This is a genomic window from Bifidobacterium sp. M0399, assembly GCF_016100595.1.
Classification (GTDB): Bacteria; Actinomycetota; Actinomycetes; order Actinomycetales; family Bifidobacteriaceae; genus Bombiscardovia; species Bombiscardovia polysaccharolytica.
The window spans coordinates 468,409-487,670 of the sequence record NZ_JACFSD010000001.1 but is presented as its reverse complement, the minus strand read 5'-3'; the positions used below and the strand labels follow the sequence as shown (position 1 = coordinate 487,670).

The 19,262-nt window shown below is 60.2% G+C and carries 14 protein-coding genes, 1 tRNA gene and 1 pseudogene; 1 reads left to right on the top strand and 15 read right to left on the bottom strand.

Going from position 1 to position 19,262, the window contains the following annotated elements; genetic code table 11:
* The first annotated feature begins 215 nt into the window (after nucleotides 1–215).
* Nucleotides 216–1,778: a hypothetical protein gene (locus H3V09_RS01895; RefSeq protein ID WP_232339402.1), complete on the top strand. Its 1,563-nt coding sequence runs from the start codon at nucleotides 216–218 to the stop codon at nucleotides 1,776–1,778.
* Here the strand turns inward: H3V09_RS01895 and H3V09_RS01890 are convergent.
* The 15 genes and pseudogenes from H3V09_RS01890 to H3V09_RS01825 all read right to left on the bottom strand — a co-directional run bounded on the left by H3V09_RS01890 (nucleotide 1,748) and on the right by H3V09_RS01825 (nucleotide 19,258).
* Entirely contained in the window at nucleotides 1,748–3,583 is a 1,836-nt protein-coding gene (locus tag H3V09_RS01890; RefSeq protein WP_198190758.1) for an AMP-dependent synthetase/ligase, read from the bottom strand. The two genes, H3V09_RS01895 and H3V09_RS01890, sit on opposite strands and share 31 nt — an antisense overlap.
* A gap of 110 nt (nucleotides 3,584–3,693) precedes the next feature.
* The gene (locus tag H3V09_RS01885; protein ID WP_198190757.1) at nucleotides 3,694–4,362 is read right to left on the bottom strand and encodes a M23 family metallopeptidase; all 669 of its coding nucleotides are present in this window, start codon (nucleotides 4,360–4,362) and stop codon (nucleotides 3,694–3,696) included.
* A gap of 194 nt (nucleotides 4,363–4,556) precedes the next feature.
* Complete coding sequence (gene arfA, locus H3V09_RS01880; RefSeq protein ID WP_198190756.1) at nucleotides 4,557–6,092, bottom strand: arabinosylfuranosidase ArfA; 1,536 nt, start codon at nucleotides 6,090–6,092, stop codon at nucleotides 4,557–4,559.
* A gap of 371 nt (nucleotides 6,093–6,463) precedes the next feature.
* Nucleotides 6,464–6,536: transfer RNA gene (locus H3V09_RS01875), tRNA-Asn, on the bottom strand.
* 78 nt (nucleotides 6,537–6,614) lie between these two features.
* Entirely contained in the window at nucleotides 6,615–7,658 is a 1,044-nt protein-coding gene (gene tsaD, locus H3V09_RS01870; RefSeq protein WP_110425172.1) for a tRNA (adenosine(37)-N6)-threonylcarbamoyltransferase complex transferase subunit TsaD, read from the bottom strand.
* A complete protein-coding gene (gene rimI, locus H3V09_RS01865; RefSeq protein ID WP_198190755.1) occupies nucleotides 7,651–8,163 on the bottom strand; it encodes a ribosomal protein S18-alanine N-acetyltransferase in 513 nt (170 codons plus the stop codon). Before rimI ends, tsaD begins: the two co-directional genes overlap by 8 nt.
* Complete coding sequence (gene tsaB, locus H3V09_RS01860; protein WP_198190754.1) at nucleotides 8,160–8,948, bottom strand: tRNA (adenosine(37)-N6)-threonylcarbamoyltransferase complex dimerization subunit type 1 TsaB; 789 nt, start codon at nucleotides 8,946–8,948, stop codon at nucleotides 8,160–8,162. The genes rimI and tsaB overlap by 4 nt, the downstream gene beginning before the upstream one ends.
* Complete coding sequence (tsaE, locus tag H3V09_RS01855) at nucleotides 8,945–9,547, bottom strand: tRNA (adenosine(37)-N6)-threonylcarbamoyltransferase complex ATPase subunit type 1 TsaE (protein ID WP_198190753.1); 603 nt, start codon at nucleotides 9,545–9,547, stop codon at nucleotides 8,945–8,947. Before tsaE ends, tsaB begins: the two co-directional genes overlap by 4 nt.
* Complete coding sequence (gene holA / locus H3V09_RS01850; RefSeq protein WP_046322837.1) at nucleotides 9,544–10,521, bottom strand: DNA polymerase III subunit delta; 978 nt, start codon at nucleotides 10,519–10,521, stop codon at nucleotides 9,544–9,546. The genes tsaE and holA overlap by 4 nt, the downstream gene beginning before the upstream one ends.
* A 220-nt stretch (nucleotides 10,522–10,741) precedes the next feature.
* A pseudogene (locus H3V09_RS09145) lies at nucleotides 10,742–11,554 on the bottom strand (ComEC/Rec2 family competence protein); the annotation flags it as partial.
* Nucleotides 11,555–12,738: 1,184 nt separating this feature from the next.
* Nucleotides 12,739–13,404: a ComEA family DNA-binding protein gene (locus H3V09_RS01845; RefSeq protein ID WP_198190752.1), complete on the bottom strand. Its 666-nt coding sequence runs from the start codon at nucleotides 13,402–13,404 to the stop codon at nucleotides 12,739–12,741.
* 99 nt (nucleotides 13,405–13,503) lie between these two features.
* Complete coding sequence (gene leuS, locus H3V09_RS01840; RefSeq protein ID WP_198190751.1) at nucleotides 13,504–16,473, bottom strand: leucine--tRNA ligase; 2,970 nt, start codon at nucleotides 16,471–16,473, stop codon at nucleotides 13,504–13,506.
* Nucleotides 16,474–16,548: 75 nt separating this feature from the next.
* The gene (locus H3V09_RS01835) at nucleotides 16,549–17,379 is read right to left on the bottom strand and encodes a glutamate ABC transporter substrate-binding protein (protein ID WP_046322835.1); all 831 of its coding nucleotides are present in this window, start codon (nucleotides 17,377–17,379) and stop codon (nucleotides 16,549–16,551) included.
* A 9-nt stretch (nucleotides 17,380–17,388) separates the two neighbouring features.
* Nucleotides 17,389–18,339: a magnesium transporter CorA family protein gene (locus H3V09_RS01830; RefSeq protein ID WP_046322833.1), complete on the bottom strand. Its 951-nt coding sequence runs from the start codon at nucleotides 18,337–18,339 to the stop codon at nucleotides 17,389–17,391.
* 106 nt (nucleotides 18,340–18,445) lie between these two features.
* Nucleotides 18,446–19,258 carry a DUF1287 domain-containing protein gene (locus H3V09_RS01825; RefSeq protein ID WP_046323744.1) on the bottom strand — a complete coding sequence of 271 codons (813 nt, stop codon included), beginning with the start codon at nucleotides 19,256–19,258 and terminating at the stop codon, nucleotides 18,446–18,448.
* Nucleotides 19,259–19,262 lie beyond the last annotated feature (4 nt).

Below are 19,262 nucleotides of genomic sequence, written 5' to 3'. Positions count from 1 at the left end.
ATCATCTCCTAGCTATTGCAAACGGTCAATCTGTTCGGATCGGTCTTGACCGTCTGCCCCTTGGCGAGAACCTCGTCACAAAAGCAAGGAGGTTCCATACGCTCCTGCCCGAGAGCCATACAATAGTTGCTCGGGACCCGGCCAGAGTCGGGCTCTGTCAGGATGAAGGAGCGAATGTGAAGAAGACCGGCTTTGCACGGCATTTGTCCGACTTGATGACCCTGCTGGCATGCCTGGTCATGGTCGCATCAGCAAGTGCCTGCGGTCCGGCCATAAGCGGGGGGAGACAATCCCCGACCACCCCGCAGAGCCAGGCGACCTCCACGGCAACTGCCGAAGTACCCGGTCGGGTGGCCATTTTCACTCCCTCTGACGGCATCACCCTCTCCCAGCACACACCCATCAACAAATGGGCCGCCCTGGTTCCAGAGCTCAAATCGGCACTGACCAAGGAACATCTTTCCAGCAAGCGCATCGACGCATACACCAGCGGGAATCTGGAGGATCAAAGCAAAGAACTGCAGGACTACGTGGTCAACCGTCTTTCGGAGCGCAAGGCCGAAAAGACCTCAGAGCCGACCACATTGGTGGTGGCGCCCATGACCTCGCCAGACTCCATCACCCGCCAGTATGGCGACTATATCAGCAAGTCACTGGATGTTGATGCCAAAGACAAGGCGAGTTCACGTCTGGTCTCGTCTCTGCGTCTGGCTGCTGGAGCGGGCATGCATGTGGTGCTGATGGCCAACCAAGTACCGGGCATTCAGCCGGATCTATTCGTACAGTTGTCTGACGCACGGGCCATTGGTCAGATGCAGGCGGAGAAGCTGGCCAGCAAGCTGGAGCTGGACAAGGCCAGCAAGGACAACCCCTGCCACATCGAGATCCTGCTGCCGAACCGTCCTGCCGATGCATCCTCTGATGCATCCTCTGCTGACACGGGTGCTGAAGCCAACCAGGCTGAACAGGACCAGCAAGAGGATCAGAATTCCTTCCCCGCCCAGGCCTTCGCCGGAATCTGGCAGGTGCTAGGTCCATATTTCAAGGATGGAAGGGCCGACAGTCCCTCGGGACGCCTGCAGGCCGATAGTACCGAGCGGGACTGGCAGGCTGTCGCCTTCGATCCAGGCAAGGATGCCTCGGCTACAGGCAAAGAGCTGGCAACCCGCCTATCCATGAACGACGACGCCAAATCCCATACCGAGGTAGACGGCATTCTGGCCATGAACGACTTCATCGTTTCCGGAGTGGTCTCTGAGCTCAGGGATTTAGGATATCGAGGTTCGTCGGCGGATGTCAACCCGGAGATTTCCATATCCGGCATCGTGGGATCCATGGCCGGCCGTCAGGATCTGCACCGTCAGCGCGTGCCCAAACCCGCCCAGAGCCCTGCAAGCCAGAATTCGTCGGGGTCGCAAGCGGATTCTTCGCAGAACACGGGCAAGACCCAAGAATCCACGTCCTCCGACGACCACACCGCCTGGCCTATCATCAGTGGGTATGGCGCCTATGCGGACAACATCCCCCAAATCGTGGACGGACAGCAGTGGATGACCGGACTGGAAGACAGACTGGGGCTTGCGGGTGATATTGCCAAGGCCTGCGTCAACCTCAACAGCCAGGGCAAGGTGCCAGCCATGGATACGATTCAGACCGTCAATCAGGACGGCAAACAGTTACGCCGCCTGTCAAGACCTTTGGTTGCGGTTTCGGCATCCAACCTCAAGGCGACGCTGATCGACACCGGCTACATCAAACCTGCCGATGCTGGTCTTTGAGCATAGATCTCCTGCTCGATCCGATCCTCATACCGCTTGAGAACCTCCTGACGGCGGGGCTTGTATGATGCGGTGAGCAGACCGTTTTCACGAGTGAAGTCCTGGTCCAGAATCAGATAGCGGCGGATGCCTTCGGCCCGGGATACCTGAGCATTGGCCGCATCCACTGCACGGTCGACCTCGGTGCGGATAATGGGGTTCTCCCCAGCCGCAGCGGCCTCTTTCAGGGGCTCAGCGCCCTGGTCCCGCAACCAGCGGTCGACCTCCTCGGAATTGAGGGTGATCAAGGCCGAGACGAATGGCCTGCGGTCTCCAATGACCATGCAGTGGCTGATAATGGGCGAACGTTCAACAGCCGTCTCCAGCAGCGCCGGAGAGATGTTCTTGCCGCCAGCAGTAATGATGATTTCCTTGCGCCGACCAGTCAGCCGAACGAACCCGTCCTCGTCCAGACTTCCCAAATCGCCGGTCAGCAACCAGCCGTCGCGAATCTGCCTGGTGGTGATTTCTGGATGGTTGTGGTAGCCCATGCAGACATCGGGGCCCTTGACACAGAGCTGGCCCTCCTGGTCGATGCCCACGGTGATGCCGGGCATGGGCAAGCCGATGGTGCCCAACCGGTAGCCCTTGGTAGGGTTGACCGTCACCGGACCCATGGTCTCGGTCATGCCGTAGCCCTCGAGGAGGGGCAGACCTATGCCGTTGAAGAAGTCCGCAATGTCCCTGTCCAGGGGTGCTCCGCCCGAAATGGCATACTTGACCCGGCCGCCCAAGGCCTCGAGGATGGGATCGTAGACGGTTCCCGTATACATGAGGTGCTTGGTCTTCAGCGACATGGGAACGCGGGTGCCGTTCTGTTGATGACGGGACCACTGCCTGGCCACCCCTGCAGCATCCAGGAAAATCCTGCCCCTGGCGCCTGTGCCGGCCCGCTGGGATGCGGCGTTGTAGATCTTCTCGAAGATTCGCGGCACAGCCAGGATGAAGGTGGGCTTGAAAGTCTGCGTGTCCTGCAGCAGATTGCGGATGGACCCGGTGAGCCCCAAGGTGAGATCCGTGGCGATGGCGAAGAACTGCAGGCAGCGGGCAAAGGCGTGGGCCAGAGGCAGACAGAGTAGAAGCCGCCTGCCCTCGCCCAAGCAGATGTCGGGAACCGCCTGAGCACCCGAACGAACGGTGAAGACGATGTTGCTGTGGCTGATCTCTATGCCCTTGGGCTTGCCCGTGGAGCCTGAAGTGTAGACGATAGTGGCCAAGTCGGAGCCTCGCACCGAGTCGGCCCGGGATTGGAAGTCTGCCTGGTCCACCGCCCGTCCGTAGGCGGTCATGGTGGTCAACGCCCCCCTGGTTATCACATACAGATCGTTCAGATAGGCGCACTGGGAACGAACCGCGTCCACCCGGGCCCTCATGTCGTCATCCTCCAGAAAGGCCATGCCCACATGGGAGTCGTTGAAGATGCGGCGGATCTGATCGGGCGAGTCTGTCTCGTAGACCGGCACCGTAACCGCTCCGATGGACAGGATGGCCATGTCCAGGGCAGTCCACTCCCATCGGGTGTGCGAGACGATGGCCACCGAATCCCCACGGCTTATCCCCCGAGCCATAAGCCCCTTGGCCAGCCCGACCACACAGTCCCGGAACTCACGGGCCGTTATGGTGCTCCACTCACGTCCGCTTCGGTATTCAATCAAAGGATCGTCCCCCAGGCGGACCACCCTGTCTTCAAGCAGGGAGAAGACGCTGGCATCGGCATCTATGGGCTCCTCAAGCGGACGCGTGAATTCTTGCTGAATGTTCTGCATGACCACTCCCTGCTGAAACGGCGTTATGATTAACGATTCTAACCGCTCCCCCGGGCCAGCGATATACCCGGTCTGCAGACGCGCGCGTCATCTGAATAACTGTGGCACTGCTATAAGGGTTTGAGACGAATCCTATGATTTCCGACCTTAGCGCCGGGATCCAAATAGCGGCCTTGACTGTCTTTGAGACCCCAGTGCAGACACTCCTGAGCACAGTGGTCCGAGACCCCCTCTACTTTCCCCCAGACCATGCCGGCCTGAAGTCGGGTTCCCGCCGGCAAAGAGCTCTGCGCAGGCTCATAGGTGGAGACCAGATTGCCGTGACGAATGGAGACCACGTCCTTGCCTGCTACGGAACCTGCAAAGGCGATGACACCGTCTGCCGGAGTCATGATACGCCTGCCCTGCTGCGCTGCCAGGTCAATCCCACGATGACCGCTCAGCCAGGGATGATCCGGCGGATCAAAGGAACGAATAATAATTTGCGATGCGGCATTATCGCCAGTCAGGGGTTCAAGGGGCCACAGCCAGCCCTGGCGGCAGGCTGCAGTCGATGATGTAACTCGACCGTTCTGCGCCGGAGCTGCAGCCGAAGGCAGGGTCGGCACAGGCTGAGCCATGACAGTTGCCGTGGGCCCTGCGGCCGACAGGACCAGTGCCAGCATCAGCACCAGCAGAGTCCTGGGAAACCAAGGAGGCCGACAGCCGGAAGGCATAATGGGCATCCGGCCGGTAATCCGTTTGATGTCCTTGTTCTTATGGTCACGCGCACAGGCCATAGGTGCACCTTCCCTCCGTCATCGTGAACACCCGATTGAGCGTTCACCATCAGGATGGATTGGATGCCAAGGCCGCGTGAGCCGGAAAGAGGCATGTGGTCGAATATCCAGTCGTCCACATCCAGATAGACCGTAAAGGTACCACACCCTAAAACCTTGAAAGGGTTCCCAGCCCAGATGCCTTTAGCGGCCTTTTAAGCCAAATGAATGACCGTCCAAGAGATGGGAGGCAGTTGAAGATTCAAGGCATACTCATCCATCTTGAAGTCTTTCCGGGCATGCATGACGACCCGTTCCTGGTCTTCAAGAGTATTGCGTGCCGAGGGGTCGTCCTCATGCAGGGTGCTGACTGTGGCTTGTCTGCGTCGATCCTGTTCAGGCAAGGCGATTCTGAAATCAACAGAACTGTCAGGGCTGCGGTTGACCACAAAAACGCTTAGTGAACCGTCGGCACCCCTGACGGCGACTGAATCGGTCATGGGCACCTGACCATAGCGCGAAGTCTCATAGGTGTCGCCGCTTTGCAGACTCTTGAGCACGTTGCCGCCTCGTGCATAACGAGCTGTCAGGGCGAAGGGGTAGAAAATGGTCTGCCGCCAAGCAGGACCGCCGGGCTCAGTCATGATGGGGGCAATGACGTTGACCAGCTGGGCCAGGCTGGCTGCATGAACGACATCGGCATGCCTGAGCAGGGTAATCAGCAAGTCGCCCACCACCACGGCATCTGCTGCCGAATAGACATCCTCCAAAAGCGGCGCGCCTAGAGGCCAATTGCCGATGCCTTCGGGCGATCTGCTGGCCTGAGCCTCCTGGTACCATACATTCCACTCGTCAAAGGAGATGAAAACCTGATGATCGCTGCCCAGCCGGGCACGCGAGGCAGCAATGATGGCCGCCACATCGGTGATGAAACTGTCCATGTCCACGCCGGAAGCCAGAAAGCTGGCCATGTCTCCATCCTTAGGTGCGTAATAGGCATGGCATGAGAGGAAGTTCACATTTTCGAAGCAGCGCTCCAGGACTGTACGCTCCCAGAGGCCAAAAGTGGGCATGGTGTGCGAGGAAGACCCGCATACAACCAGATCCAAGTCCGGGTCGATCATCCGCATGGCCACAGCCGTCCGGTTGGCCAGATCAGCGTATTCCTGTGCACTCTTGTGGCCAATCTGCCAGTCGCCATCCATCTCGTTGCCCAGACACCACATCTTGATGCCAAAGGGACGATCATGGCCGTTGGCCCGCCGTCGTTCGGACAGCTCGGTACCTGATGGCACATTGCAGTATTCGAGCAGGTCCAGGGCTTCCTGCATGCCCCTGGTACCCAGGTTGACGGCCTCCATAAGCTCGTTGCCGCCCAGCTTGTCCAGCCAGTCGCTCATCTCGTGCAGGCCGAATTCGTTGCTTTCGCCGGAGTGCCAGGCCAGATCGAGACGGCGAGGACGGCTTTCGCGCGGTCCCACACCATCCTCCCAGCGATAGCCCGAAACGAAGTTGCCACCTGGGTATCGGATGGTTGTCACGCCTAATTCCTTCACAAGATCCATGACGTCGCGGCGGAAGCCCTGCTCGTCTGCTGTCGGATGCCCCGGTTCATAAATACCCGAGTAGATGCCCCGACCCAGGTGCTCCACGAAAGATCCGAAGAGGCGATCGTCAATGGGTGTAGACTCCTGCTCCTCATCCACCTTGAACTGTGCCCCGCTCCTGTGATTTTGCTGCCCTTGCGTCACTGTCTGGCTCCTTCGTTCTGACTTTATCGTCAATGATTCTCGTCCATCTCCAAAACTATGGATCATCTGAATAGTACAACGTTGCTAATTCGGCCAGGCACCTGTCTGTCGCCTCATGCAATACCGAAAAGGCGCCCTCCGGGTGCCAAACGAAAGGCTACATAATCATTCATCTGTCATGAGAGAAGCGAATCTCCAAAATAAACTGGCAGCATTAAACCCTGGATCAGGAGACTCCAACAGCAATTCAATAGACTGATCGTCCCGATACTCGTGTTGACAACAACCAAGACCATTGGGAATAACAGGATTGCATGTGTCTGAACAATCGCACTATATAAAGAAACCGCCGGAAGACCGGCGGTTGAGAGCTCCCGCAGCTGGGCTTGAACCAGCGACATTTCGATTAACAGTCGAACGCTCTGCCAACTGAGCTATGCGGGAATGTCCCGTTCAACTCTCGCTGAACACAATTACCATACTATAGTCAGGACCTTCGTATCCGACAACTTGGCGTGTCGATTACATGAGGATCTTGTCCATCGGCATGGCTGAATCAATAGAGAAGTCAGGAGCAGAGGGAGGCAGGCCGGCCTGAACCAGATTGACGCCCAGCATGGCCACCATGGCACCGTTGTCCGTGCACAAGTTGATCTTCGGAATACGGACCTTGACGCCCTCCTCGTCGCCGAACTCCTGAAGCCTGCCGCGCAGCTGCGAGTTGGCCGAGAACCCGCCGCCGACAATCAGGGTATCCGTGTCGAACCGGTGGCAGGCAGCCATGGCCTTGCGGGAGAGGACGGTGGCCACGGAGTCCGCCAGCGAGGCGCAGACATCATCCACGGGAATGTCGAGCCCGGCCTGCTGTCTGCGCTCGACCCATCGAGCCACTGCGGTCTTGACCCCCGAGAAGCTGAAGTCATAAGGATGCTCGGCTCCGGCCCGGCCCTTTGTCAGCCCCTGGGGCACGGCGATGGCGTGGGGGTCGCCCAGACGGGCATGACGGTCGATGTGGGGACCGCCCGGATAGGGGAAGCCGAGCAAACGTGCAATCTTGTCGAAGCACTCCCCCGCCGCATCGTCCAGGGTGGTGCCCACCACCTGGACCGATCGCGCCAGATCATCCACGTGCAGCAGCGAGGTGTGGCCGCCGGAGACAATCAGAGCCAGGGCATTCTGGGGGAATGGACCGAATTGGAGCTGGGTGACCGCTATATGGCCGATGACGTGGTTGATGCCGTACAAGGGCTTTTTCGCCGCCCAAGCCAGCGCCTTGGCACCGGAAACGCCTACGGCCAGGCATCCAGCCAGTCCAGGACCGGCCGAGACCGCTATGGCATCGACCTGGGACAGGTTCATATCCGCATCGTTCAGGGCCTTGGAGACGACCGGCACAAAGGACTCAGCGTGTGCCCGTGAGGCGATCTCGGGTATGACGCCGCCATAGCGGGCATGCTCGTTCATGGAGGATGCCACCACGTTGGACAACAGCCGGTTGCCCTGAACCAAGGCGGCCGCGGTCTCGTCGCAGGTGGATTCGATGCCAAGCACCAGAGGCTCACTCATGGTCAATGATCCTTTCCTGTCCTTTCGAAAGCTTGTTGCTGACAAAGCCCACCGGGCCCGGTCCCACCGAGATTAAGGGCCTGGTCATAACCCAGGCATCCACATCCTCAGGCTGATAATAGCCTTTGCACAGACCCGTCTGTGAGAAGCCAAAGTCCTCGTAGAGGTCGATTGCAGCGGAGTTGTCTACGCGCACTTTCAGGTTCATGCGCTGCAGACCCTCGCGATCGGCTCCAGCGATCAGCCTGGCCAGCAAGAATCCTGCAATACCTCGATTCCGGGCTTCCGGCAGCACCCCGATGGTCATCAGCTCGGCATCCTGTTCACCAGACCAGTAACCTCCGTAGCCCAGGATGGCTCCCTGGTCATCCCATACCAGGTAGGTGCGTGAGGGCGCAGACAGCTCGAACCGCAGCGCCTGCCGACTCCAGGCTTGATCGCCGAAAACGCTCGCCTCCAGATCGACCAGCTGGTCCAAATCCCCCGAGGCCACCCCGCGAATCATGACTGGACGGCTACGTGTTTGAGCGGATTGGGCACGGAGACATCCGGCCTACGAAGGTAAAGCGGCTCCACAGGGTCGATCAGCCCCTGTTGGGCACGTCGGCATGCACAAGCAGCCATCAGGCTTGTCCCGTCAATCCTATCCTCCAAGAAGGATCCCTCGTCCAGCACAACCCGTATATCAGATTGCTTGTTCAGACGCTCCCATTGGTCAGCGTAGCGACCGGTTCCGTGGCCGCTAACGACCATGGTGACAGGATCTTGGTCGGGGGACCTCCGCTCTTCTACCATAGCCGCGATCTTCTCACAGATAGCTGCTGGATAGTCGATGCTCATCTCGGTCAGCGGCCTGGCCTGGCCCTCCACGTCTCCAAAATCGTCAAAAAGACGATAGTAGAGCTGGCGACGTCGAGCATCATTGACTGCCAGGACCAGGAGCCGGGTATGGTCTTGGTCCTGCTGCTTGAACTGGCTGTAGGCATAGCGGGCTTGCGGCTCCAGGATGTCCTGTCCAAGCAGACGGGCACCCGTGGCAAAAGCCAGGGCCTTGGCGGTGACGATGCCTGCCCGCAAACCAGTGAAAGGCGCAGGACCCAGTCCCACTACGATGGTCCTCAGTTCGTCTGCAGACAATCCAGCCTGGTCCATGACCTTGGCGATATTGACTTGAAGACGTTCCACATGCGAGCGCGAGTCGGTCTCGATGCAGGGCTCCCTCCCGGGCAGCCCCACAGTCGAGCCATATGAGGTATCGATCACTAAAAGGGGCGTATCGCTCCCGCTCATGCCGTCATCGCCTTTCTCAGCTCCTCCAGTCTGGTGGCCCATGAAGGACCCACTCCACGCAGACGTACCATACGCTGACCCTGGGAGCTGGGTGGAGCGTCAGGATCTTCCCGGGCGTCCACGGGTCGGCTGATGGTCACTTCCAAACGTTGATCGGCCAGCGCCGAGGCCATCTGCTCCCCCCATTCCATCAGGATGATGGTGCTTTGACCCGGATCTTCCAATTCCTCGTCCAGACCAAGGGACTCCAGCTCGTCCAGAAGCCGATCCACGGCATCTTCGCCAGGCAGATAATCCTGTCCGCCCAACCTATAGGCATCCACATGAATCAGGGTCACAGGTGAGCCGTCGGACAGATGGCCGTGCAGCTCTCTTGCGATGGTGAACGTAGGCGAGACTACAGGGCCGTCCACTCCAAGTCCGCTGCCCAGCCCCTGGGCCAGCGTGGTCTTGCCCGCCCCCAGAGGACCAGACAGAAGAATCACATCCCCGCCATGCACACACGAGGCCAGGTTTCTGCCCAGGCGTTGCATGTCCTCGCCCGTAGGCACGGCCAGCTCAAATCCATCCTGCTGACCGGCGCTGCCCTGCAGGCTCATGCCAATGTCCTTCCCTTGGCGGCAATCAGCTCCACTGCCCGTTCCAGAGCATAACGAGCATCGCCGCTGCTGGTCTTGCTGACCTCATCTGCCTGGGCCAAGGCCTCAATGCAGGCTGCCAGACCGGAGGAGGTCCATCCATGCAGCTGCCGTTTTGCCTCCCGCAACTGCCAGTAGGCGGCCTTGGCCTCGGCTGTTGTGATGGATCCCGATTCGATGGCCGCCTCCTTGCCCAGCGTCCGCAACTTCAGAGCCAGTACCCCAATTAGAGAAACCGGTTCATTGCCCTGTTCCAAAGCTGAACGCAGAGCGACGACGGCTTGGGCCGGCCGCCCAGCAAGGGCCCTGTCCGCCACGGCGAATCCGGATACAGCCGGATTATCAGTCAAATACCGGTTAACGATCTCCAAGGTCATGGGGTCCTGGTCAAAATCGAAACAGAGCTGGGAGCACATGGCGGCCAGTTCAGGAGTACGTTCGCCCAGGACATCCACCAGACGCTGGGCCGCCCGTGGCTGGATGCGGCGCTGATGGGCCTTGAATTGTCCATAGACGAAGTCGATCTTGTCATCGAACTTCTTCAGATCCGGCATCCGCTCTATGACTGCTCCAACTCGTTCCATCTGGTCCAGAAGCCTGCGGCCCCGGTTGCCCCCGTCATGACGTGCGATGACAATGCTGGATTCGGTTTCTGCCGGCTCGCGGCAAAAATCCACCAGGGCCTGAGTCAAGGCCTCATCGGCCACCTGCAGATCATCCAGAAAAACCACGGCCGTCTGACTGAGCAGAGAGGGTCCGACCGCCTCCTGAAAGGCGTAAGCGTCGCAGTCTGCCGCGTCCATTTCTATGTATTCGCTGTCCGGATGGGCTGCACATGCCTGTGCACACAGTTCCTTGACGCGTTGCCCGTTGAGGAAGGGATCGCCACCAACCACCAGATGGACGGAAGGGTTCTCCTGCTGAGCTTTGGTCATGCCTCAAATCTCCCTTCATCACTGGACATTGACGTCGGTCGTTTTTGAAGACCAACTGGGCCAAAAGTCCATAGGTCTGTTGCAGCCAGCCCCTGATTGACGCCCAGGCCGACGGCCGAAAGGGAACCCCCGAAGCCACGTTTGTCGCAGTTGACCATGAACAGTCCCGCCTCCGGACGCGGATGAGTCGAATCAGCCGGTGATCAATCACGGCCATGAGACCCAGACCAAGCAGGCAGGCACTGCCAACTGGCCCCGATGGCCAAGCCGCCGGAGCAATAGCCTCGCCCATCCATTTGGCGGCAAAAGCCATAACTCCGGTACCCAGGGAGGTCAGTCGGGCCAGCAAGAACCCCACTGGAGGCCACACCCAGGAGGTGAGCAGAGCCAGCAGGCCGGTCACTGTGGCAGCATCGACCACAGGAGTGACTAACAGGTTGGCCAGCGGGGCCAGCAGAGGCAGTCCTGGACTCATCAGCATCTGCACGGGCAGCGTCCCGGCCTGGGCACACAGGGTCGGGGCCAATGGACGTGCAAGAAATGCTGGAAGATGGTCTTCAAGAAAGGCCGTCAAACGCCGGTTGCCCAGACCGATGCCCAGCACGGCTGCGCAGGAGAGCGCAAAGCCGAAACTTGCTGCCATGGAAGGCCGCAGAATTAGTATCAGCAGCACACACCAGGACAGGGTGTTCAATGACTGGGCAGGCCGACAGGCAGCCAGAGCCAATGCCGAAAGAAGTCCCATGGCCTGAGCTCGCAAGACTGAATCCCCGGGAACCATCAGCATACCCAAACCCATATAGGCTGCAGACAAAACCAAGGCCATCAGCAAGGGCGGCGAGCGTAGGGCCCGCATGATCGAAACCAGCAGCGAGGCCAGGATCATGAAGTGTCCGCCGGAGACGGCCATCAGATGCAGGATGCCAGATGCCCGGAAATTCTGGGTTAGACGAGCAGCATATGCAGGCTCCACTGCCGGTCTGCCCAGAGAACCACCCGACCCGGGTAGGGCTTGGTTACCCAGGATGCCCATGGTCAACCCCGGCACCAGGATTCGCCCCTGGTCATCAAGCCCGCTGGTCTGTTCAAGAAAGGCCTTTTGCATACGAGCTATCAATCGTCTACAGGGCCCTGGCGGCCTGACCTGTTGCAAGCCCTCCTCCACGGTCAGCCAAGGCATAGGACGGCCGTACGTGGGGGGTGCCAAAAGGCCTCGCGCACGATACTGTCCGCCCTGCTGCAACAGGCATGACCGGCTGCGAGCGAAGAGCACGATCCGTTCATCGGAAGGCATGCGCACCCCGGCCAAAGTCACCCATTTCAGTTTTAATTCCGCCTGACAGTCCCAGCCTCGCCGAGAGGATGCGCTCATAGGGCCCACAGCTCGGCCATGCACCTCGGCAAGTGCCTTCCCCTGCCGAATCTGACGGGCTGCAGGCCCATTACGCACTGATTCATGACCAACTGCAGCGGCAGTTGCTACAGCCAAAGCCACCGCAGTCAGGACGGCGAGCATTGGTAGCCTCCGAGGACCATACCAAGCGGACACCAATGTTTGCAAGGCGGAAACAAGCATGGAAGAAGAACGGAATGAGGAAGACTTGCAATCAGAATAGCCCCTGAACCCGGTGTATGAGCGTTTGCCTGAGAACCGGCGTAACCACTGAATCCGGATATCCCGATGAGTCGTATTCTTATAAACGGTGTCTTTGGTGTTCGTGGTATTCACGCAGGGTGCATTCCGATGGTTTTCGTTCCAACGACTTTTGTCCCTATGATTCTTCTGCCCAGGACTCGCACAAACTCGGGACAGCTGGTTCCGTCTGCGTAAGCGAGGGGACCGCCGACATATCTGACTTCTGCAATCGGGATCCTCTGTGGCGGACAAGCAGACGAGTTTGATGGCAAGCAGGACCATTGCAAGGAGTAATGGAAGCGCTAGGGCAAGCGGCATTATCCAGACCGCCATGCCCATGCTTCCACCGGGTGTACTCCCGCCGGCCATAGCACCTCTGGACTCCTCCGCCGTCTTGGCCCAATCACCGCTCTTGCCTGATACTGGCATGACTGCGCCCATGCTCCTGTCCAGAAGCCATAGGACCAGTAGTGCAACCGCCCAGGCCAGACAGGCAGCGGGGAGCATTCGAAGATTGCAGCTGCCGTTCTCCTGATCAATTGCATCGTGAACCCCAGCGTGAACTCTTGAATGAACGGCCATCATTGCGCCATCAAATATGGGCGTAAGCGGGCCAAGGTCTTGGCACCGATGCCGGGGACATCCAGGATCTGGTCTACCGAAGTGTACCGACCGCCGATGGCGCGCCGGTGCTCCAATATTTTTGCAGCCTTGACCGGGCCAATTCCCTTGACATTTTCCAGATCCTGCTGGCTGGCGCTGTTAAGATTCACGCGTCCCGCCTGGTCTGCTGACTCCGAAGAGGAACTGGGGGCCGGCACAGCAGGGGCATTGTCGGCCTTTTCAGTATGTTGGGCGGAGTCTGAGGCCGGATCGGCCTGCTCGCTTACTACTGCGCTCGAAGTGTCCCGGCTACGTTCATTACCCGAGGCTTGCTTGCCTCGGTGTGCAGCGCTGTTCACATTACCGTTCGCAGGAGCCGATGAACTGGTCCCGGATCCGTCAACGGCTGCTCCTGCAGCCAGCGCCCGTCCCTGCTGGGCCAGCAGGGTCAGACTTAGGGCAAGAGCCGACACCAGAATAAGGATGGCTGTCAAGGCCTGGAGGGGCGTAAACGACCAGACGGGCCGATTCCGTCGGACCTGGGACTTGGCCTTGCCTTCGGCTGACCCCTCCGAATGAACCGATTGATTCAGGGCCAAAGCTTGTAGGGGCGGCGCTGGCGGCTGGGTGATGTTGATGCTCATGGACCCAGCCTGGCATGAAAAGTCCCCCGATATGAGGTCGGGGGGCTATGTGGTCGAAGGTCGTCATCCGTCCACAGCCTGGCTGCGGACAGTACAGGATCAGGCCGGCACGACCGAAACGATCTTAGGGGCCTTAACAATGACCTTCCGCGGCTCCTTGCCACCCAGCCGCTCCTGGACGGCGGGCAGTTCCAGGGCCATGGCCTCGAGTTCATCAGGCGCGATGTCGGGACTGACCTGCAGCTTGCCGCGGACCTTGCCTTTGACCTGGACAACGGCGGTGACCGTGTCCTCACCAAGATAGCGATCATCCCAGGTCGGCCACTGGACGTGCGCCAGGGACTCCTTGTGTCCCAGACGGCTCCAGAGCTCCTCGCAGATGTGCGGGGCGATGGGCGAGAGCATGAGCACCAGGGGCTCAATGGCTGCCCTGGGCGTCGGATTCAGCCCGGTCAGATGGTTGTTGAGCACGATCATCCTGGCGATGGCCGTGTTGGGCCGCATGGCCTCCATCTCCACCGTCACGTCGTGGATGGTGGTGTTGAGCAGCTTCAGGGTCTTCTGGTCGAGCTCACCCTCGTCCAGAACCACCTCGCCGGTCCGTTCGTCCACCACGTTGCGCCAGAGCCGCTGCAGGAAGCGCATGCCGCCCACCACGTTGCGCGTATTCCAGGGCCGGGACTCGTCCAGGGGTCCCATGCTCATCTCGTAGAGGCGGAAGGTGTCGGCCCCATAGGTGCGGTACATGTCGTCAGGGGTGATGATGTTCTTCAGGCTCTTGCCCATCTTGCCGAACTCGCGGTTGACCGGCTGCCCCTGCCAGGTATAGCTGACCTTGCCGCCCTCATCATGTTCCTCCACCTCGGCAGCGGGCACGTATTGGCCGCGCTGGTCCGTGTAGGCGTAGGCCTGGATCATTCCTTGGTTGAAGAGCTTGTGGAAGGGCTCCTTGGACGAAACGTAACCCAGATCATAGAGCACCTTGTGCCAGAAGCGGGCATAGAGCAGGTGCAGTACCGCGTGCTCAACACCGCCCACGTAGAGGTCGACACCGCCTGACTCCCCGGCCGTGGCGTTGTGCTGGGGCCCCAGCCAGTAGTCGTATTCCTCCGGATCGACCATGTGCTGGTCATTCTTGGGATCGATGTAGCGCATGTAATACCAGCAGGAACCGGCCCAGTTGGGCATGGTGTTGGTGTCCCTGTGGTAGACCTTGGGCCCGTCACCCAGGTCCAGGGTCACGTTCACCCAATCCTGGTTGCGGCTCAGCGGGGCCTCCGGGCTGGACTGGGCATCCTCGGGGTCGAAGGTCTTAGGCGAGTAGTCGGGCACGTCTGGCAGGGCCACCGGAAGCTGATCGTCGGGCAACAGATGGGGCAGGCCCTGGTCGTCATAGACCACCGGGAAGGGCTCGCCCCAGTAGCGCTGACGGGAGAAGAGCCAGTCGCGCAGCCGGTAGGAGACTGTCCCATGGCCAACGCCGGCCGACTCCAGCCAGGCAGTGACTTTCTCGATAGCCTGGTCAACCCGCAAACCATCCAAGCTGAGCGAGTCGCCAGCGGCCTGGGTTGCCTGAACCGAAGAGTCGACCACAATGCCGTCGTGAGAGACGAAAGGTGCCTTGCCCCGATAGTCGTCCAAGGTCTGTCCGGACTCAGCCAGTGGGCTGACCGTGTAGACGACGGGAAGGCCGTACTTGACGGCGAAGTCGTAATCGCGCTGGTCACCGCCTGGCACAGCCATGATGGCTCCGGTACCGTAGTCCATCAGCACGTAGTCAGCAGTGAAGATGGGCAACTTGGCCCCGGTGATGGGGTTGATCGCGTACAGCCCGGTAAACAGGCCGGTCTTGGCTCCGCCCTCGTCCACGCGATCCTTGGCGGTCTTGGCCTCGGCGGCCCGTCGGTAGGCTTGCACACCCTCAGCAGGATTGACATAGCCGCCCTTCCACTGCTCGGGCACATCCTCAGGCCACTCCTGTGGCAAGTGCTGCAGCAGGTCGTGCTCTGGGGAAACCACAGCGAAGGTAGCACCGAAAAGCGTGTCAGGACGGGTGGTGTAGACCTCCATGGTCTGATCGCCGTCAGGGCTGGGCACGGTGAAGTCCACCGAAGCCCCGTGTGACTCCCCGATCCAGTTGCGCTGCATGAGCTTGACCTTATCGGGCCAGTCCAGGATATCCAGATCCTCCAGAAGCCGGTGGCCGTAGGCGGTGATGCGCATGGACCACTGCTTGAGCTCACGCTGGTAGACCGGGTAGTTACCTCGTTCCGAGCGCCCCTCGGCGGTCACCTCCTCATTGGCCAGGACCGTGCCCAGTCCGGGGCACCAGTTGACCGGCGAGCGAGAGATGTAGGCCAAACGGAAGTCGTTGAGCACCTCGGAGCGCTCGGCCGCGTCCAGGTCATCCCAGGAGGCATCGGCATGGCCGGGGATGGGCCTGCTTCCGGACTTGAAGGCCTCAACCAACTCGCTGATGGGCCTGGCCGAGCCCGTCCCTCCATCTGCACGGCGGTAGTCGGGGTCATACCAGGACTTGTAGATGCGCGAGAAGATCCACTGTGTCCAGCGCACGTAGTCGGTATCGATGGTGGCGAAGGAGCGGCGGTCGTCGAAGCTGAGCCCCAGCCGGTGCAGCTGCCACCGCATGTTGGCGATGTTCTGCTCAGTAGTGACCCGGGGGTGCTGGCCGGTCTGGACCGCATACTGCTCGGCGGGCAGGCCGAAGGCGTCATAGCCCATGGCATGCAGGACGTTCTCGCCCTTCATCCGGTGATAGCGGCTGACCACATCGGTGGCGATGTAGCCCAAGGGGTGGCCCACATGCAGGCCCTTGCCCGAAGGATAGGGGAACATGTCGATGACGAAGTAGGGACTGCGGCCCCCAGCATGATCTCCCTGGGCATCCGTCAAGTCGCCCTTGGTGTTGGCGGCCCAGAAGGTGCCCTCCTTGTCCCAGCGCTGCTGCCAGCGCTCCTCGATGGTCTGAGCCATGGCGGCATCGTAGCGGAATTGAGGCTGTTCGGATTCCTGGGTCTGCTGATGATCCCTGTCTTCATTCGCGTTCATATCGTGAATTATCGCCATTCACATGGACACAGCCAGGCTTATGTCCAGCATCCGTCATCCTAACCGGAGCTGTGCTCAGTGGTCGCCAGGCTGCAGGGTGCGAGCTGCGGCATTGATGGAGAAGCCGATGGACTTGGAGGCCCGACCCAGTGCGGCCTTGAAGGATCCGTCCCGCATCATCCTCTTCAAAGCCTGGTCAATGACATCCACCAGCTCCGGATCCCCGTGGGGCACGCCGATACCGTACCGTTCATGGGAGAAGGGATTGCCGACCAGGCGCAGCTGGCCGCCGCCGCGAACATGAGTCAGGCCGGCCAGGGCAAAGTCGTCCCCGCTGGCGGCATCAGTGTCCCCGCTGAGCAGGGCCGTGATGCACTCGGGGAACTCCTCCCGCTCCTGTACCTGGGCTTGGGGGGCCAGCGAGCGCACCAGAGCCCCGGAGGTGGACCCAGATGCCACGCAGACCCGCTTTTGGGCCAGATCCTCCACCCCGGCGATATCGTTCTGAGTGCGGCGAACCAGCAGGTCCTGCCCCGCAGCCAGGTAAGGCCCGGCGAAATCCACCAGCTTTTGCCGTTCCTGGGTGATGGAATAGCCAGCCACGACCATGTCTACCTGACCTTGTTCGAGCATGCGCTCGCGGTCCGCAGGCTTCACCTGGCGGAAAACAATCTGCGACTCGGCGTATCCAAGTTCGTGGACCACGTACCGGGCCACATCCACATCCAGACCCCGGTACTGGCCGGACTGGGCGAATCCAAGCCCGGGCTGGTCGAAGGAGATGCCCACGCTGATCTTGGGCCCGATGGAACCAGCCCGGTAGCGATCCTCCTGGCGGTCGCACCCGCTCAGGGGCACCGCCAGAACCAGCGCAACCAGAGCCGCCGCAATCCTGCGTGCAAACATAACCGGCCCCTACTTGAACATTCTCGAGCGCGTCAGGAACCAGGTTACCAGGGCGGTCAGCAGGCCTGACAGAATCACCACGACCGCAAATCCCCAGGGCTTGTCGGTAAAGGGCATGCCGAACATACCCTGGTTGAAGTTCATGCCATACATGGAGAAAATCAGCGTGGGCACCGACAGGCTGATGGAGATGATAGTGAAGATCCTCATGACGTTGTTGACATTGTTGGAGACAATGGAGGCGAAGGCGTCAGTCATGTTTGAAAGCACGCTTGAGTAAATGTTGGCCATCTCGATGGCCTGCTTGTTTTCGGTAATCACGTCGCCCAGAAGATCCTCGTCGTCCGGGTAGCGCTTGATCCGCTCCAGGCCGGTCAGCTTCTCCAGGACGATCTCGTTGGACTTGAGGCTGGTGGCGAAGTAGACCAAGGTCTTGTTGAGCTCCAACAGCATGAGAATCTCTCTGTTCTGCATGGAGTGGCGCAACTTGAGCTCCAGCCGGTCCGACTCGCGGTCGATGATGCGCAGGTAGCGCAGATAGAGGGTGGCGTTACGGTAAAGGATCTGCAGGATGAAGCGGGACTTCATGAAAGTGTTGAAACCCCGAATGGTGCCCTCCATAAAGGGATGGAGCAGAACCGTGTCCTGCATGCAGACGGTGACGATCAGATCCTCGGTAACGATGATGGACAGAGGAATGGTCTCGTAGTAGTCCCGCCCGTCGCGCTCCTCGGCCCGGGGAATGTCAACGATGACCATGGTGTATTCGTCCTCCACGTCCACACGCGAGCGCTCCTCATCGTCCAAGGGGGCGCGCAGGTCAGCCAGGTCGATGCCCGTGGTCTGCGAGACGTTGGCCAGCTCGACATCGGTGGGCGCCGATAAGCATATCCATGAGCCCTTGGAAGCCTTGCCGATCTGCTCGATCTGCCCGTTCATGGTGCTGAATACTCTCATCATCGCCATCACCGCCTCTCGTGCTCGAACCCGGCCGACGTGTCTGGCCGAACCGATAGTAGCAGATAACCAGTTGCCGCCGTGTTCAATTTCGCAGGGTAGTCCCTGGTCACCCCCTCCATGGGCGCAGGACGGCGGGTTGGATTTTGGAGGCGTCGAAGCGGAAATGACCGGTGATGGGACGATGACCGGGCGATTCCAGGTAGTCGTTCTCCCTGGCGCGCTGGCCCATGTTATGCAGAAGCAAGGGAATACCCCGGCTGTCCCTTTTATCCGAGGCCATGCCGATGCGCCAGGAGGTATCGAAGATGACGATGTCGCCCTGCTGCCACTGGTCGGTGGCCGCGATGTCGTTGGTCAGACGCTGGGCGTGCCGGGACAGGAATACGCCGAGGACGTTGGTGCGTCTGAAGTCGATGTTCGGATCAGGCCTGCTGATGACTCCGGCATAGGCCCCAGGAGACGAGGCGATGTCAGCGTCGACCATGGCTTTCAGATCGTAGCCGGCCTGTCGGAAGGCCCTCCAGATCTCATCGGTACAGGCACCCCGGTCATCGGGTGGATAGCCGCCCTGATAGTAGCCGCTGTCATAACGTGGATGGATGCGTGCCTCCTGATGGGCTCCACGCACCATAGCCGTGTAATCGTCCACACCGTCGTGGTTGTAGTCCACAGGCGAGATCAGAGGCGGGTGGACAGCAGTCTGCTCAGGAGAATACCCGAGAGGGCTATGGGAAGCGGTCTTGCGGCCGTTTGCAGAGGAACTTTGATTATCATGGCGAGCAGATCCGACACCCATCAGCCTGCCAGCCAAGGCCAAGGAGCCCGCCACAATCAAAGCAAGCGCCAGCAGAACGGCCACCCACCGCAGAACAGTCGTCCGCCCACGACTGTTGCCGCTACGGCTTTGCTCTGTCGGCACGGCG